Raw genomic sequence first — 14998 nt, 5'->3', positions numbered from 1 at the left:
GTGCGACTCAAGTGCATCAAGCTGGCGGGGTTCAAGTCCTTCGTCGACCCGACCACGGTGAACTTCCCCAGCAACATGGCGGCGGTGGTGGGGCCCAACGGTTGCGGCAAGTCCAATATCATCGACGCCGTCCGCTGGGTGATGGGCGAGAGCTCGGCCAAGAACCTGCGCGGCGAGTCGATGACCGACGTCATCTTCAACGGCTCGACCAGTCGCAAGCCGGTGAGCCAGGCAAGCATCGAGCTGGTGTTCGACAACTCCGACAGCACCCTGGTGGGCGAATATGCCGCCTATGCCGAGATCTCCATTCGGCGCAAGGTGACCCGGGACAGCCAGAACAGTTATTTCCTCAATGGTGCCAAGTGCCGGCGGCGCGATATCACCGATATCTTCCTGGGCACCGGCCTGGGGCCGCGCAGCTATTCGATCATCGAGCAGGGCATGATCTCCAAGCTGATCGAGGCCAAGCCCGAAGACCTGCGCAACTTCATCGAGGAAGCCGCGGGTATTTCCAAATACAAGGAGCGGCGGCGCGAGACTGAAAACCGTATCCGCCGCACCCACGAAAACCTTGCCCGCCTGACCGACTTGCGCGAAGAGCTCGATCGCCAGCTCGAACGGTTGCACCGCCAATCCGAAGCCGCCCGCAAGTACCAGGAATACAAGGGCGAGGAGCGCCAGCTCAAGGCCCAGCTCTCGGCCCTGCGGTGGCAGGCCCTGAATGAGCAGGTCGGCCAGCGCGAGTCGATCATCGGCAACCAGGAGGTCAGCTTCGAAGCCCTGGTGGCCGAGCAGCGCAACGCCGACGCGGCCATCGAGCGCCTGCGCGACGGGCATCACGAACTGTCCGAGCGCTTCAATCTGGTGCAGGGGCGCTTCTATTCGGTGGGCGGCGACATCGCCAGGGTCGAGCAGAGTATCCAGCACGGCCAGCAACGGCTGCGTCAGTTGCAGGATGACTTGAAGGAAGCCGAGCGGGCGCGGCTGGAAACCGAGTCTCACCTGGGGCACGACCGTACGTTGCTGCTGACCCTCGGCGAAGAGCTGGACCGACTCACCCCGGAACAGGAAGTTACCAGCGCCGCGGCCGAAGAGGCTGCCGCTGCCCTGGAGGAAGCCGAGCTGACCATGCATGGCTGGCAGGAGCAGTGGGACCGTTTCAACCTGACTTCCGCCGAACCGCGGCGCCAGGCCGAGGTGCAGCAGTCGCGCATCCAGCAATTGGAAACCAGCATGGAGCGCCTGGCCGAGCGCCAGCGGCGCCTGGGCGAAGAGCGCGCCCTGCTGGCGGCCGACCCGGAAGACGCGGCGATCCTGGACCTGAGCGAGCAGCTGGCGGCCAGCGAAGCCACCCTCGAAGACTTACAGGCCAGTGAAGACGCCCAGGTCGAACGCCTTGAACAGTTGCGCCAGGCCTTGCAGCAGGCCTTGCACAACCAGCAACAGGCCCAGGGCGAGTTGCAGCGACTCAATGGGCGTCTGGCCTCCCTGGAAGCCTTGCAGCAAGCCGCGCTCGACCCAGGCACCGGCACCGCCGAATGGCTGCGCGACCAGCATCTGGCCGAGCGTCCACGCTTGGCCGAAGGCCTGAAGGTCGACGCCGGTTGGGAACTGGCGGTGGAGACGGTGCTGGGTGCCGACCTGCAGGCGGTACTGGTGGACGATTTCGCCGGTTTCGACCTGTCGGGCTTTACCCAGGGCGACCTGCGGCTGCTCAGTCCGGCCGGTGACGGTGTGCGGATGCCGGGCAGCCTGTTGGACAAGGTCGAGGCCCAGGTCGATCTGTCGCCCTGGCTGGGCCAGGTCAAGCCCGTGGATAGCCTCGAACAGGCCTTGGCTTTGCGCGGACAACTGGCGACGGGTGAGAGCCTGATCAGCCGCGACGGCTATTGGGTTGGCCGACACTTCCTGCGGGTGCGCCGGGCCAGCGAAGCCGAGAGCGGCATGCTTGCCCGAGGCCAGGAGATCCAGCGCCTGGGGGCCGAACGCGAAGAGCGCGAAGCCAGCGTCGAGGCCTTGGAAAGCGAATTGCAGAACCTGCGGGCGCAGCAACGTCAGCAGGAAAATGGCCGTGAACACCTGCGTCGGCTGTTGCAGGACGAAGCGCGCCATCAGGGTGAGCTCAAGGCCGGGCTGTCGGCCGGCAAGGCCAAGGTCGAACAACTGGCCCTGCGTCGCACTCGTCTCGAAGAAGAGATCGCCGAGCTGGGCGAGCAACGGGCACTGGAACATGAACAGATCGGCGAGGCGCGCTTGCAACTGCAAGAGGCCCTCGATGCCATGGCTCTGGACACCGAGCAACGCGAACTGTTGCTGGCCCAGCGCGACAGCTTGCGCGAGCGCCTGGATCGGGTACGCCAGGAGGCTCGCCAGCACAAGGACCATGCCCATCAACTGGCGGTACGCCTGGGCTCGCTCCAGGCCCAGTACGATTCCACCCGTCAGGCTTTGGAGCGCCTGGAAATGCAATCCGAGCGCCTGACTGAAAAGCGCGAACAGCTGAGTCTCAACCTGGAGGAGGGGGAGGCACCGCTGGAGGAACTGCGGCTCAAGCTCGAAGAGCTGCTGGACAAGCGCATGAGCGTCGACGAAGAACTCAAGACTGCGCAGATCGCCCTGGAAGACGCCGACCGAGAGCTGCGTGACGCCGAGAAGCGGCGCAGCCAGGCCGAGCAGCAATCGCAACTGATCCGTGGCCAGATGGAGCAGCAACGCCTGGAGTGGCAGGCCCTGACAGTGCGCCGCAAGGCGTTGCAGGATCAGTTGCTCGAAGACGGTTACGACCTCAATGGTGTGCTCGCCACGCTGGTGCCCGGCGCCAACGAGAAAGACGCCGAGGAGGAGCTGGAGCGCATCGCCGCGCGCATCCAGCGCCTGGGCGCGATCAACCTGGCGGCGATCGACGAATACGAGCAGCAGTCCGAGCGCAAGCGTTACCTGGACGCCCAGGATGCCGACCTGGTGGAAGCGCTGGAGACCCTGGAAAACGTCATTCGCAAGATCGACAAGGAAACCCGAAATCGCTTCAAGGATACCTTTGATCAGATCAACAGCGGTTTGCAGGCACTTTTCCCGAAAGTTTTCGGTGGCGGCAGCGCGTATTTGGAACTGACGGGCGAAGATCTACTCGATACTGGGGTGACGATCATGGCGCGTCCACCCGGAAAGAAGAACAGCACCATCCATTTGCTCTCCGGCGGTGAAAAAGCGCTGACGGCCCTGGCCCTGGTATTTGCCATCTTCAAGTTGAATCCGGCGCCGTTCTGCATGCTCGACGAGGTCGATGCGCCGCTGGACGACGCGAACGTGGGTCGTTACGCGCGGCTGGTGAAGGAAATGTCCGAAACGGTGCAGTTCATCTACATCACCCACAACAAGATCGCCATGGAAATGGCCGACCAGTTGATGGGGGTGACGATGCATGAGCCCGGCTGTTCGCGTCTGGTGGCGGTGGATGTCGAGGAGGCCATGGCAATGGTGGATGGCTGAAGTGGCAAGCCGGACATCTTCCTGGAGGGCCGCGGGGCTTTTAACCGTTGAACGGTGCCGTGCAAATCACAGATTGGCACAAGCCTATGCGACAGACGGTGTAAAGTTATCTTTGGTCGTGCTAGTTTAATGTCAATTTTTCCTATGCGTGGGCAAAACGCCATTCAGAACATAGAGTTGGCGCCACGTTTTAAAGCGGTTTGCAAATAGCTAAGCCCCTTATTTTTCAGCATTTTTATAGAGGCACGGGATTACATGGAAATCGGTCTGCGCGAGTGGCTGATCGTCATCGGCATCATTGTCATTGCCGGTATTCTTTTCGACGGCTGGCGCCGGATGCGCGGCGGCAAGGGGAAGCTCAAGTTCCGCCTTGATCGCAGCCTGTCGAACCTGCCGGATGACGATGACAACACCGAGCTGCTGGGGCCGCCCCGGGTGCTGGACACCCACAAGGAGCCGCAGCTGGACGAGCATGACCTGCCTTCGGTCAGCGCACCCGCACGCGAACCACGGGAGTCGGGCTCCAAGCGCGGCAAGCGTAACAGTGAGCCGTCCCAGGGCGACCTGAACCTCAACCTCGACCTGGACGGTGGTCCGAGCTTCAGCAGCCGCGACGATTTCCCGGACGAAAGCAAGACTTCCGGCAGCGACAAGGACCAGGCCCAGGCAGAAGAAGTGCTGGTGATCAGCGTCATCTGCCGCGATCCGGGCGGATTCAAGGGCCCGGCGCTGTTGCAGAACATCCTGGAAAGCGGCCTGCGCTTCGGCGAGATGGACATCTTCCACCGCCACGAAAGCATGGCTGGTAACGGCGAGGTCCTGTTTTCCATGGCCAACGCCGTCAAGCCAGGCGTGTTCGACCTGGACGACATCGATCACTTCAGCACCCCGGCGGTGAGTTTCTTCCTTGGCCTGCCAGGACCGCGCCACCCCAAACAGGCATTCGACGTGATGGTCGCGGCGGCCCGCAAGCTGTCCCAGGAACTCAACGGCGAATTGAAGGATGACCAACGCAGCGTGCTGACGGCCCAGACCATCGAACATTACCGTCAGCGCATCGTCGAATTCGAGCGCCGGGCATTGACCCAGAAGCGCTGAGGCTGCCAACTGGCGAGGCGCTTTTGTGGCGAGGGGATTTGGCGAAACGTCGCGCCGCCCCGCTGGGCTGCGAAGCAGCTCCCAAAATATTAAGTTGCCGCAGGTTTTCCGCCGAGCGTTGCATGACTGATTGAAATGAGCAGCCTCGGCTGCTCTTTTGCTTTATGAGAGAACACCATGAATGCCGTCGAAACCCGCATCCTAGAGCTGCGTACCGAGCTGGATCAGCACAACTACCGTTACCATGTCCTCGATGAACCAACCATCCCGGACGCCGAGTACGATCGTCTGTTCCATGAACTCAAGGCCCTGGAAGAGCAGCATCCGGAACTGGTGACCAGCGACTCCCCGACCCAGCGTGTCGGCAGCGTCGCCCTGTCTGCGTTCAGCCAGGTCCGCCACGAGATTCCGATGCTCAGCCTGGGCAACGCCTTCGATGAAACCACCATGCGCGAGTTCGATCGCCGGGTGACCGAGGGGCTCGACCTGCCCATGGGCGATCTGCTGGGCGGCGGCGCGGCGGTGCAATACAGCTGCGAGCCGAAGCTCGATGGCCTGGCGGTCAGCCTGTTGTACCAGGACGGCATGCTGGTACGCGGTGCCACCCGCGGTGACGGCACTACCGGCGAAGACATCAGTGTCAACGTGCGCACAGTGCGCAACATCCCCCTCAGGCTGCAGGGCAGCGGCTGGCCACCCGTGCTGGAAGTACGGGGCGAGGTGTACATGTCCAAGGCCGGCTTCGAACGGCTCAACGCCACGCAGCTGGAGGCGGGCGGCAAGACCTTCGCCAACCCGCGCAACGCGGCGGCCGGCAGCCTGCGGCAACTGGATTCCCGGATCACCGCCAACCGACCCCTGGAGTTCTGCTGCTACGGCATCGGCCAGGTGACAGCGGACATCGCCGATACCCACATCGGCAACCTCAAGCAGCTCAAGGCCTGGGGCCTGCCCATCAGTCGCGAGCTGAAGCTTGCCCATGGCATCGATGAATGCCTGGACTACTACCGCGACATCGGTGAGCGGCGCAACGCACTGCCTTATGAAATCGACGGGGTGGTGTTCAAGGTCAACAGCATCGCTTCCCAGCGCGAGCTTGGCTTCCGCGCCCGTGAGCCACGCTGGGCCATTGCCCATAAATTCCCGGCCAGCGAAGAGCTCACCGAGCTGCTGGATGTCGAGTTCCAGGTGGGCCGCACCGGAGCGGTGACGCCCGTGGCACGGCTCAAGCCGGTCAAGGTGGCCGGCGTGACGGTGGCCAATGCCACGCTGCACAACATGGACGAAGTGGCGCGCCTGGGCCTGATGATCGGCGACACCGTGATCATCCGCCGTGCCGGGGATGTGATTCCACAAGTGGTGCAAGTGGTCACCGAACGTCGTCCGGATGACGCACGTCCCGTGGCGATCCCCCAGCAATGCCCGGTGTGCGGTTCCCACGTGGAGCGCACGCAATTGATCAGGCGCAGCAAGGGACGCGAGACCGTCAGCGAAGGCGCGGTGTATCGCTGCGTCGGGCGCCTGGCCTGTGGTGCGCAGCTCAAGCAGGCGATCATTCATTTCGTGTCGCGCCGGGCCATGGACATCGAAGGGCTGGGGGAGAAGAGTGTCGAGCAATTGGTGGACGAGGGCCTGGTGGGCTCGCCCGCCGATCTGTACGCCCTGACCTTCGAGCAAGTGGTGGACCTGGAAGGCTTCGCCGAGCTGTCCAGCAGGAACCTGCTGGCGGCCATCGCCGACAGCAAGAAGCCGAGCCTGGCGCGCTTCATCTATGCCCTGGGCATTCCGGATGTCGGCGAGGAAACCGCCAAGGTCCTGGCCCGCTCCCTGGGGTCGCTGGAGCGCGTTCAGGCAGCGTTGCCCCAGGTACTCACTTACCTGCCGGATGTAGGGCTGGAAGTCGCCCACGAGATCCACAGCTTCTTCGAAGACCCGCATAACCGCCAGGTGATCAAGGAATTGCTGCGCCACGGTCTGGATATCCAGGACCAGGGCGAACTGGGGGCGGAATTCTCGGCCAGCACCACCCTGGGTGGTTTCCTGGACAAGCTGGACATCCCTTCGGTCGGGCCCGGTGGGGCGCAGAAACTGGCGGACAGGTTCGGATCCCTCGAAGCGGTGATGGAGGCGGACTGGCTGGACATGCGCCAGACCCTGCCGGAGAAACAGGCCAATGCCGTTCGGGAATTTTTCGCCATCGCCGAAAATCGCCGGCAGGCCGAGGCCGCCGAAAAACAGCTGCGGGACTTCGGCATGCACTGGCAGAGCGAGAAGAAAGTCGTCGAAGGCTTGCCCGAAGCGGGGCATACCTGGGTGCTGACCGGCTCGTTGGAACTGATGAGTCGCGACGTCGCCAAGGACAAGCTCGAGAGCCTGGGTGCCAAGGTGGCTGGTTCCGTGTCAGCGAAAACCCATTGCGTGGTGGCTGGGCCGGGGGCAGGTTCGAAACTGGCCAAGGCGAACGAGTTGGGCATCGAGGTGCTGGACGAAGAGGCGTTCGTGGCTTTCCTGGGCAAGCATGGCATCGCCGTCCAGTCCTGAGCAGGCCTGTGGTGTGGAGCGGGGCTCCATGACGCGAGCCGCTCCTTGCCGCGTTTGAAGCGATGCGCGCAGGAACGATCCTGCGCGCGGGGTGATCTAGTGGTCTGTACGGTCAACTTGACGTCGAGGGCACGAATTAGCCACACAGGCCACTAATCTTCAGGCTCCCGGGAGAAAGATCGCCATGTACCGCTTCTTCGAACAGCTGAGTTCACGCATCGCCGCGCCTTTCATGGCCGATCGTTCGCGTAACAGCAAGATCTGGCCGTGTCGCTGCGGCCAGTCCCTGTTCTTTCGCAACAGCCAATGCCTGGCCTGCCTGGCGGCGCTGGGGTATCAGCCCGAACAGAGCCGTCTGTCTTCCCTGCAACCCGGCGAGCAACCGGGCACCTGGACGCTGGATGCCGATCCGCAGGCGGGATTGTTCCGTCGCTGTGCCAACCTGGATACCCCGGCGGCCTGCAACTGGTTGCTGCCGGCCAATGACCAGGACACGCTGTGCATTGCTTGCAGCCTGAACCGCACCATTCCGGATCTGTCGCTCCCGGAAAACCCGGAGCGCTGGCGCAAGGTCGAGACCGCCAAGCGCCGCCTGGTGGCGCAACTGATCACCCTGGGTTTGCCGGTGGTCCCGAAAAGTGTCGATGAAGACATTGGCCTGGCCTTCGATTTCATCGGCGTCGACCCTGACGGCACCCCGCCGACCACCGGTCACGCCAGCGGATTGATCACTCTGGACATCAAGGAAGCCGACGATGCCCATCGCGAATACGTGCGCCAGCAGATGCGCGAGCCGTATCGCACCCTGCTCGGGCATTTTCGTCACGAAGTGGGCCATTACTACTGGGACCGGCTGGTCGCCAACAGCCACTGGCTCGAGCCGTTTCGTGGATTGTTCGGCGACGAGCGCGCCAGTTATTCCGAAGCCCTGGAGCGTCACTACCAGCAAGGCGCGCCCCAGGATTGGCAAAGCCGTTACGTCAGCGCCTACGCCACCATGCATCCCTGGGAGGACTGGGCCGAGACCTGGGCTCACTACCTGCACATGATGGACGCGGTGGACACCGCGCTGGGGTTTGGCATGAGCGCCCAGGACATGGATTTCGACTACCAGCCGTTCCCGCCCGACACCCTGTTCGACCCGGGGCATTCCGGTGGCTCGGCCTTCCTGTCCTTCGTCAACGCCTGGATCGAACTGGCCGGCATGCTCAACGAGCTGTCCCGCAGCATGGGCCAGCCGGATTTCTACCCTTTCGTCCTGCCGGCCGCGGTGATTACCAAGCTGCATTTCATCCACATGGTGATCCAGGAGGAGGGCGGTCGGGCCGATGAAGTGCTGCTATAGCCACGCGGGCCTTGCCTGCGCGGCAAGTGCTTGAACATCTTCGGTTTTTAATCCGGCGCGGACGGTTGTAAGTTCTTGCCAGATAGGTACAATGGCGCGGCTCGCCGTCAGGCGGGCGTCGTTATGGTGACCCCATCGGTCCCCCCGCAACGATTACCCGTGAACCTGGTCAGATCCGGAAGGAAGCAGCCACAGCGGGAACATTGTGTGCCGGGGTGTGGCTGGTGGGGTTGCCTCCATAACGCCCGAACCTTCCTTCGCAAGGTTCTTCTCACTTCATCCTTCCTTGTCTTCCTGTTCTGCTCTTCGAATGCTTTCGCAGCCTTGTGCCGCCTGCAGCATGACCACTGGTCGGAACTGTCAGCAATGACAGTGGAATCCTTGCGGGTGCTTTTCTAGGGTCTCGTCCAACAGGCAGCCTGTCGTTGAACATCCCTTTCAGGGACTTCGCAGTCGCAGCTGCCACGTGGCCGGAGGGCAACGTGATGAGCGACGACATGGTGTTAACGCAAGGCAAGGGCAATGTGGCCGTGAAGCTTGCCGCTGGGCTGGCCTGGTTTGCCTTGGTGCTCCAGCTTTACTTGATCCTGACTTCGCGCTGGCAGGCCGGCAAGAGCCTGGCGGGTGGGCTGGATATCTTCTTCAGTTACTTCACGGTGCTGACCAATATCCTGGTGGCGGTGGTGTTGACTTATGCCGCGACGACAGGGAGCTCGGCGCTGCGCAGCTTCTTTCTCCGACCGTCGACACAAGGCGGCGTGGCAGCCGCCATCGTGCTGGTGGGTCTGGCCTACAATTTCTTGCTGCGTAACGTGTGGGATCCCCAGGGCTGGCAATGGGTGGCCGACGAGTTGCTCCACGACGTGATGCCAGTGGTGTTCGTGATCTATTGGTGGTTCTGCGTTCCCAAGGGGCTGCATTGGCGCAACGCCTGGCCGTGGCTGATCTATCCGTTGGCCTATTTCATCTACGCCCTGGTGCGCGGCCATCTGCTGGACACCTATCCCTATCCGTTCATCGAAGTGAATCGGCTGGGTTATATGCAGGCGCTTGGCAATGCGGCCATGGTGCTGGTGGGGTTCGTGGTGATATCGCTGGTCGTGATTGCCGTGGATCGGGCGAAGGGGGAGCGTTGACTGGCCGATGACCTGCTCCCCTGGATTTCAGGGGACATGCCCTAAGGCTTGGACAGCGCCTGGTCTACCGCCGCGATCAGCTTCCCCAGGTCCTTTGGCGTGGCTTTGTGGATGACGCCGAACAGATAGGCGCGTTGTTCGTCTTCGTCGTTCATGTCGACAAAAAATGCCTTGAGCTGTACGTCCAGCGCCTTGGCAAGCAGGATCAGCGCTTCAACGCTGGGGGTGTAGGTGCCGGTTTCGAAACGGCTGATGGTTTTGGGGTCAAAGCCGGTCTTTTCGCCCAGTTCAGCCTGAGTCAGCCCCGCTACTTTGCGATAGCGTCTGATGGCCGCCCCCAAGCTCGAAATTCGCATCGCTCAATTCCCATTTAGAATCAAGAACTTAACGATAGATTTTTGCATTAGGCAACCGCATTTTCCATCACTTTGCTTTGCAAAATGTGATGTGTTTCGTAGAATCGGCCTTTGGCACGGGTATTTGGTGACCTGCATCAGACACCGGGATGCGCGAAAAACACAGCGCTTGCGTTTATTGTCGCGACAAACGGTAGAGGCTTGACCCCAATCGCCGGCACGGCCCGCGCTCCAACTCATTTCGAGGTGTTCGAAGCGAGTTGGCTGTTTCGTCTGCCCAGCCATGACTCATGGATGACTGCTTCGATGGATAAGAAGTACCGCAGAGCCGTTGACGCAGCCGCGATTTTCTCCGAAACCGATTTGAACGGGCGTATCACCTACGTCAACGATCAGTTCTGTCTTCTCTTTGGCTACCGGCGCGATGAACTGCTGGGCGAAAATCATCGCCTGCTCAACTCCGGACAGCACCCTGGCGAGTTCTTCAGCGCCATGTGGCGCACCATTGCCCTGGGCCAGATCTGGAAAGGCGAGATCTGCAACCGGGCCAAGGACGGAACCTTGCATTGGGTCGACACCACCCTGGTACCGGTGGCCGACGATACGACAGGGCGGATCGAGCGTTACCTGGCGATTCGTTTCGATGTCAGCGAGAAGCGTCGGCAACTGCATTCCCTGCAATGGCGGGTCGGACACGATGTGCTGACCGGGCTGCCCAATCGCACCTACCTGTCGGACTTGTTGAATCAGTCCCTGGCCTTTTCCCGGGCGGAAAACCTGCCCCTGGCGATATGCATGCTCGACCTCGACGGCTTCAAGGCCGTCAATGATGGTCATGGCCACGCCAGTGGCGACCGGCTGCTGGTGGAAGTGGCCAGGCGGCTGCGCAGTATCGTGCGTGGCGAGGACGTGGTGGCGCGGCTGGCCGGGGATGAGTTCGTACTGGTGCTGCGCCATGTGCGTGGGATGGATGAGCTGCATGGCGCCTTGAACCGGGTGCTGATCGCCGTCTCCGCGCCCTACGTGATCGATGGCAAGAGTATCAAGGTGTTCGCCAGCATCGGTGTCACGCTGTACCCGTGTGACGACGAGGATGCCGAAACCTTGCTGCGCCACGCCGACCAGGCCATGTACGTGGCCAAGCAGAGCGGTCGCAATCGTTTCCATCTGTTCGATGTGTCCCGGGACAGGGAGGTACAGGCCACGTACCAGTCCGTCGAGCGAGTCCGGCAGGCATTGGTGGACGACGAGTTGCGGCTGCATTTCCAGCCCAAGGTCAATATGCGCGATGGCTGCGTGGTCGGTCTCGAGGCGCTGCTGCGCTGGAAACATCCGCAACGTGGACTGGTGCCGCCCCGGGAGTTCCTGCCCCTGGTGGAAGAAACCGACCTGATCGTCGACATCGGCGAATGGGTCATGGAGCAGGTCATGACCCAGTTGCAGCAATGGCAGCAGGCGGGGCAGTGTTGGCCGGTGAGCATCAACATCTCGGCGCGACACTTCCAGCGCGCGGATTTCGTGGCGCGCCTGCGGCAGGTGCTGGAACGACACCCGACGGTGTCGCCGCGCATGCTGGACCTGCAGATCGTCGAATCCGTCGCGGTGGAAAACCTGGCCCACGTCAGCGACTGTCTCCAGGCCTGCCAGGCCTTGGGCGTGGTGTTTTCCCTGGGAGGCTTCGGAACGGGCCACTGTTCCCTCAATGACCTCAAGCACCTGCGCACCCAGACCATCAAGATCGACAAGACCTTTGTCCGCGACATCCTGGAGGACCGGGACGACCTGGCCCTGACCCGCGCCGTGATCGGTCTGGCTCAGGCATTCGGGCGCCAGGTGGTGGCCGAGGGGTTGGACAGCCTGGAACATGGGCAATTGTTGCTGCGGCTGGGGTGTGAAGTGGCTCAAGGGTATTTCATTGCCCGACCCATGCCCCCCGAGCAGATACCGGGGTGGGTAAGGGGCTTTGTTCCACCGCCGCAGTGGAAGCAACGGCCCGGCATTCAGGGCGACTCGGTCTCTGCCTGCGATGCGGCGTTGCGGCCGGTATAGAGCCGGATGATGGCGTCGATTTCCCCCGACGCTTTCATTTTTTCCAGGGTGCGCAGAATGCGTTGTGTCGCAAGACCGGGATCGTTACGCAGGTAGCAGCCCAGCTGTTGTTCCTGGAGAACAGCCACCTCGTGCAGTTGACGGTCAGCCCCATGCCGTTGATTGAACCAGTCCAGTGCCCATTGATTGCTCACGCCATAGCGATAGCGACCGGCAAGCAGCTTGGCCAGCACCTGCTCCTGGCTACGCGCATCGTCGCGCCGCAAGTGGCCGCTGTCGAACAGCGGCTGCAAGGTCGGGTACGTATAGCCCAGCACCGTGCCGATCGGTTGTGGTGCCAGTGCCGCCGGCGACAGTTGCGTGGACACGCTGGTGGTGCCGACCAGCAGGTCGCGCTGGAAGAACAGCGGGACGCTCCATAGATAATTGCCGTTGCCATCCACCCAGTCGGGGCTGACATAACAGCGCATATCGACTTCGCCATTCTGCATGGCCGCGTCGAGCCTGGCCCGAGACAGCACGTGGAACTCGGCCGGCATGCCTGCCTGGGTCGCCAGGCTGGTCATGATGTCGGGCATGATGCCCTGGGTCGGACGGCCCCGTTCGATCTGTACCATGGGCATGGCCCAGCCGTCGGTGACGGCAAATCGCAAGGGCGTTTCGGCGGCCAGACAACCCGTACTCAACAACAGCAAAGCCCCCATGGCCCCGTGCATACGCTCTCCTGATCCCGCGAATCCTGTCGACAACCGAGTCATGATCCACAGCTTAGTCAGATTAGGCGAGCGCACCGGATGCAATTTCGCCCCTGCTCCGCTAGCATTAGCCGCTTGTGTTCCTTCGTTGCGACGGTTTTCGATGAGTTATCAGGTTCTTGCACGTAAATGGCGTCCGCGCTCGTTCCGCGAAATGGTCGGCCAGACCCATGTGCTCAAGGCTCTGATCAATGCCTTGGACAGCCAGCGGCTGCACCACGCCTACCTGTTCACGGGGACGCGGGGCGTGGGCAAGACCACCATTGCGCGGATCATCGCCAAGTGCCTGAACTGCGAAACCGGCATCACTTCCACGCCCTGTGGCGAATGTTCGGTCTGTCGCGAGATCGACGAGGGCCGTTTCGTCGACCTCATCGAGATCGACGCCGCCAGTCGCACCAAGGTCGAAGACACCCGCGAACTGCTCGACAACGTGCAGTACGCCCCGAGCCGTGGGCGCTTCAAGGTCTACCTGATCGACGAAGTGCACATGCTCTCCAGCCATTCCTTCAATGCGCTGCTCAAGACGCTTGAGGAGCCGCCGCCCTACGTCAAGTTCATCCTGGCGACCACCGACCCGCAGAAACTTCCCGCGACAATTTTGTCCCGTTGCCTGCAGTTCTCCCTCAAGAACATGACGCCGGAGCGGGTCGTCGAGCACCTCACCCATGTGCTGGGTGTCGAGAACGTGCCGTTCGAAGACGACGCGTTGTGGCTGCTGGGGCGCGCCGCCGACGGTTCGATGCGTGACGCCATGAGCCTCACCGACCAGGCCATTGCCTTTGGCGAAGGCAAGGTGATGGCCGCCGACGTGCGGGCCATGCTCGGTACCCTGGACCATGGCCAGGTCTATGACGTGTTGCATGCGCTGATCGAAGGCGACGCGAAGGCGTTGCTCGAAGCCGTGCGTCACCTGGCCGAGCAAGGCCCGGACTGGAATGGCGTGCTGTCGGAAATCCTCAACGTATTGCACCGTGTCGCCATCGCCCAGGCCTTGCCTGAAGGTGTCGACAATGGCCATGGCGACCGTGATCGGGTATTGGCCCTGGCCCAGGCCTTGCCAGCCGAAGACGTGCAGTTCTATTACCAGATGGGCCTCATCGGCCGTCGCGACCTGCCTTTGGCGCCGGATCCGCGAGGCGGCTTCGAAATGGTGCTGTTGCGGATGCTGGCGTTCCGGCCCGCCGATACGGCGGACGCGCCGAGGCCGGTGCTAAAGCCAGTGGGGATCAGCCAGGCCACAGCTGATTCCACCAGGCCAGTGGCTGCCGCGCCTGTTGTTGCGCCGGCAGTGGTTTCTGCCCCGGTTACGGTAGCAGCCATTGCGCAACCGGCCCCGACACCTGTTGTCGCGGCTGCGCAGCCTGTGCCCGAACCAGAGCCAGCTCCCGAACCGGTTGCCGAAGCAGTCATCGACCTGCCCTGGAACGATCCGGTGGAGCCTGAGATCGTCCAGCCGCCTGCCCGGCAGCCTGTGCTGGATACCACAGCCCAGCAGCCCGAGCTGCCGCCGCTCCCCATGCCGACCCCGGACAGTGTGGTGCCCGACGCCCCCGAGTGGGTCGCGGCCCCCATGCCGGAGCCGACGGCGGCCGAGGTCGATCTCGCCACCCCTGGCACTGACCTGGACGACGAGCCTCCGCTGGATGAAGACTACATCGAGCCGGACCTGGACTCGGCCTACAGCTATCTGGACGACCTGGCCAGCGAGCATGCCCGCGAGCCGACGCCCGAACCCGAGCCGGAACCTGCCGCGATGCCGGCCACCGGGCTGGCCCTGCAATGGCTGGAGCTGTTTGCGAAACTGCCGATTTCCGGCATGACCGGCAGTATCGCCGCCAACTGCACGCTGATTTCCGTGGAAGGCGACCATTGGCTGCTGCACCTGGATCCGGCCCACAGTGCGCTGTTCAACGCGACCCAGCAGCGTCGCCTCAACGATGCGCTGAACCAGTATCATCAGCGCACCCTGACCCTGAGCATCGAGCTGATCAAGCCCGAGCAGGAAACCCCGGCCCAGGCGGCGGCACGACGCCGTGCCGACCGTCAGCGCGAGGCCGAGGAGTCGATCCACAACGATCCGTTCATCCAGCAGATGATGCAACAGTTCGGCGCCGTGGTCCGTCACGATACTATCGAACCTGTCGAGGCCCCGGTCAGCCAGGGCTCATAACTGAAAGCGCCGGACCGGACGGTTCGGGCGCGGTATCTATCCAAGTACTTTCGAGG

9 protein-coding genes and 1 other RNA gene are annotated in these 14998 nt (G+C 62.6%); 8 read left to right on the top strand and 2 right to left on the bottom strand.

Going from position 1 to position 14998, the window contains the following annotated elements:
• From smc to BW992_RS24710, 6 genes are all read left to right on the top strand, one after another.
• Nucleotides 1-3489: a chromosome segregation protein SMC gene (smc, locus tag BW992_RS24735; RefSeq protein ID WP_076407235.1), complete on the top strand. Its 3489-nt coding sequence runs from the start codon at nt 1-3 to the stop codon at nt 3487-3489.
• Between the two features lie 255 nt (nt 3490-3744).
• Entirely contained in the window at nt 3745-4587 is an 843-nt protein-coding gene (gene zipA / locus BW992_RS24730) for a cell division protein ZipA (RefSeq protein ID WP_072389076.1), read from the top strand.
• Nucleotides 4588-4764: 177 nt separating this feature from the next.
• Nucleotides 4765-7128, top strand: coding sequence for an NAD-dependent DNA ligase LigA (gene ligA, locus BW992_RS24725; RefSeq protein WP_072430340.1), 2364 nt, complete (start codon nt 4765-4767; stop codon nt 7126-7128).
• Between the two features lie 184 nt (nt 7129-7312).
• On the top strand, nt 7313-8473 hold the full coding sequence (locus BW992_RS24720) for a zinc-binding metallopeptidase family protein (protein WP_072430341.1): 1161 nt from the start codon (nt 7313-7315) through the stop codon (nt 8471-8473).
• A gap of 133 nt (nt 8474-8606) precedes the next feature.
• An RNA gene (gene ffs / locus BW992_RS24715) (signal recognition particle sRNA small type) lies at nt 8607-8703 on the top strand.
• Between the two features lie 255 nt (nt 8704-8958).
• Nucleotides 8959-9609 (top strand): Pr6Pr family membrane protein, encoded by a 651-nt coding sequence (locus BW992_RS24710; RefSeq protein WP_072389073.1) that lies wholly within the window; start codon nt 8959-8961, stop codon nt 9607-9609.
• A gap of 41 nt (nt 9610-9650) precedes the next feature.
• Here BW992_RS24710 and BW992_RS24705 read toward each other — a convergent pair whose 3' ends face one another.
• Entirely contained in the window at nt 9651-9965 is a 315-nt protein-coding gene (locus BW992_RS24705; RefSeq protein ID WP_072389072.1) for a helix-turn-helix domain-containing protein, read from the bottom strand.
• A 306-nt stretch (nt 9966-10271) separates the two neighbouring features.
• Between BW992_RS24705 and BW992_RS24700 the strand changes: the two genes are divergently transcribed.
• Nucleotides 10272-12014, top strand: coding sequence for a putative bifunctional diguanylate cyclase/phosphodiesterase (locus BW992_RS24700; protein WP_076407234.1), 1743 nt, complete (start codon nt 10272-10274; stop codon nt 12012-12014).
• Here BW992_RS24700 and BW992_RS24695 read toward each other — a convergent pair.
• Nucleotides 11966-12730: a substrate-binding periplasmic protein gene (locus tag BW992_RS24695; RefSeq protein WP_076407233.1), complete on the bottom strand. Its 765-nt coding sequence runs from the start codon at nt 12728-12730 to the stop codon at nt 11966-11968. The genes BW992_RS24700 and BW992_RS24695 overlap by 49 nt on opposite strands.
• Nucleotides 12731-12872: 142 nt before the next feature.
• Between BW992_RS24695 and dnaX the strand changes: the two genes are divergently transcribed.
• Nucleotides 12873-14942: a DNA polymerase III subunit gamma/tau gene (gene dnaX / locus BW992_RS24690; protein WP_076407232.1), complete on the top strand. Its 2070-nt coding sequence runs from the start codon at nt 12873-12875 to the stop codon at nt 14940-14942.
• Nucleotides 14943-14998: the final 56 nt, after the last annotated feature.

The sequence above is a fragment of the Pseudomonas sp. 7SR1 genome, from assembly GCF_900156465.1.
GTDB lineage: Bacteria > Pseudomonadota > Gammaproteobacteria > Pseudomonadales > Pseudomonadaceae > Aquipseudomonas.
This window is presented reverse-complemented; position numbering and strand designations above follow the sequence as displayed.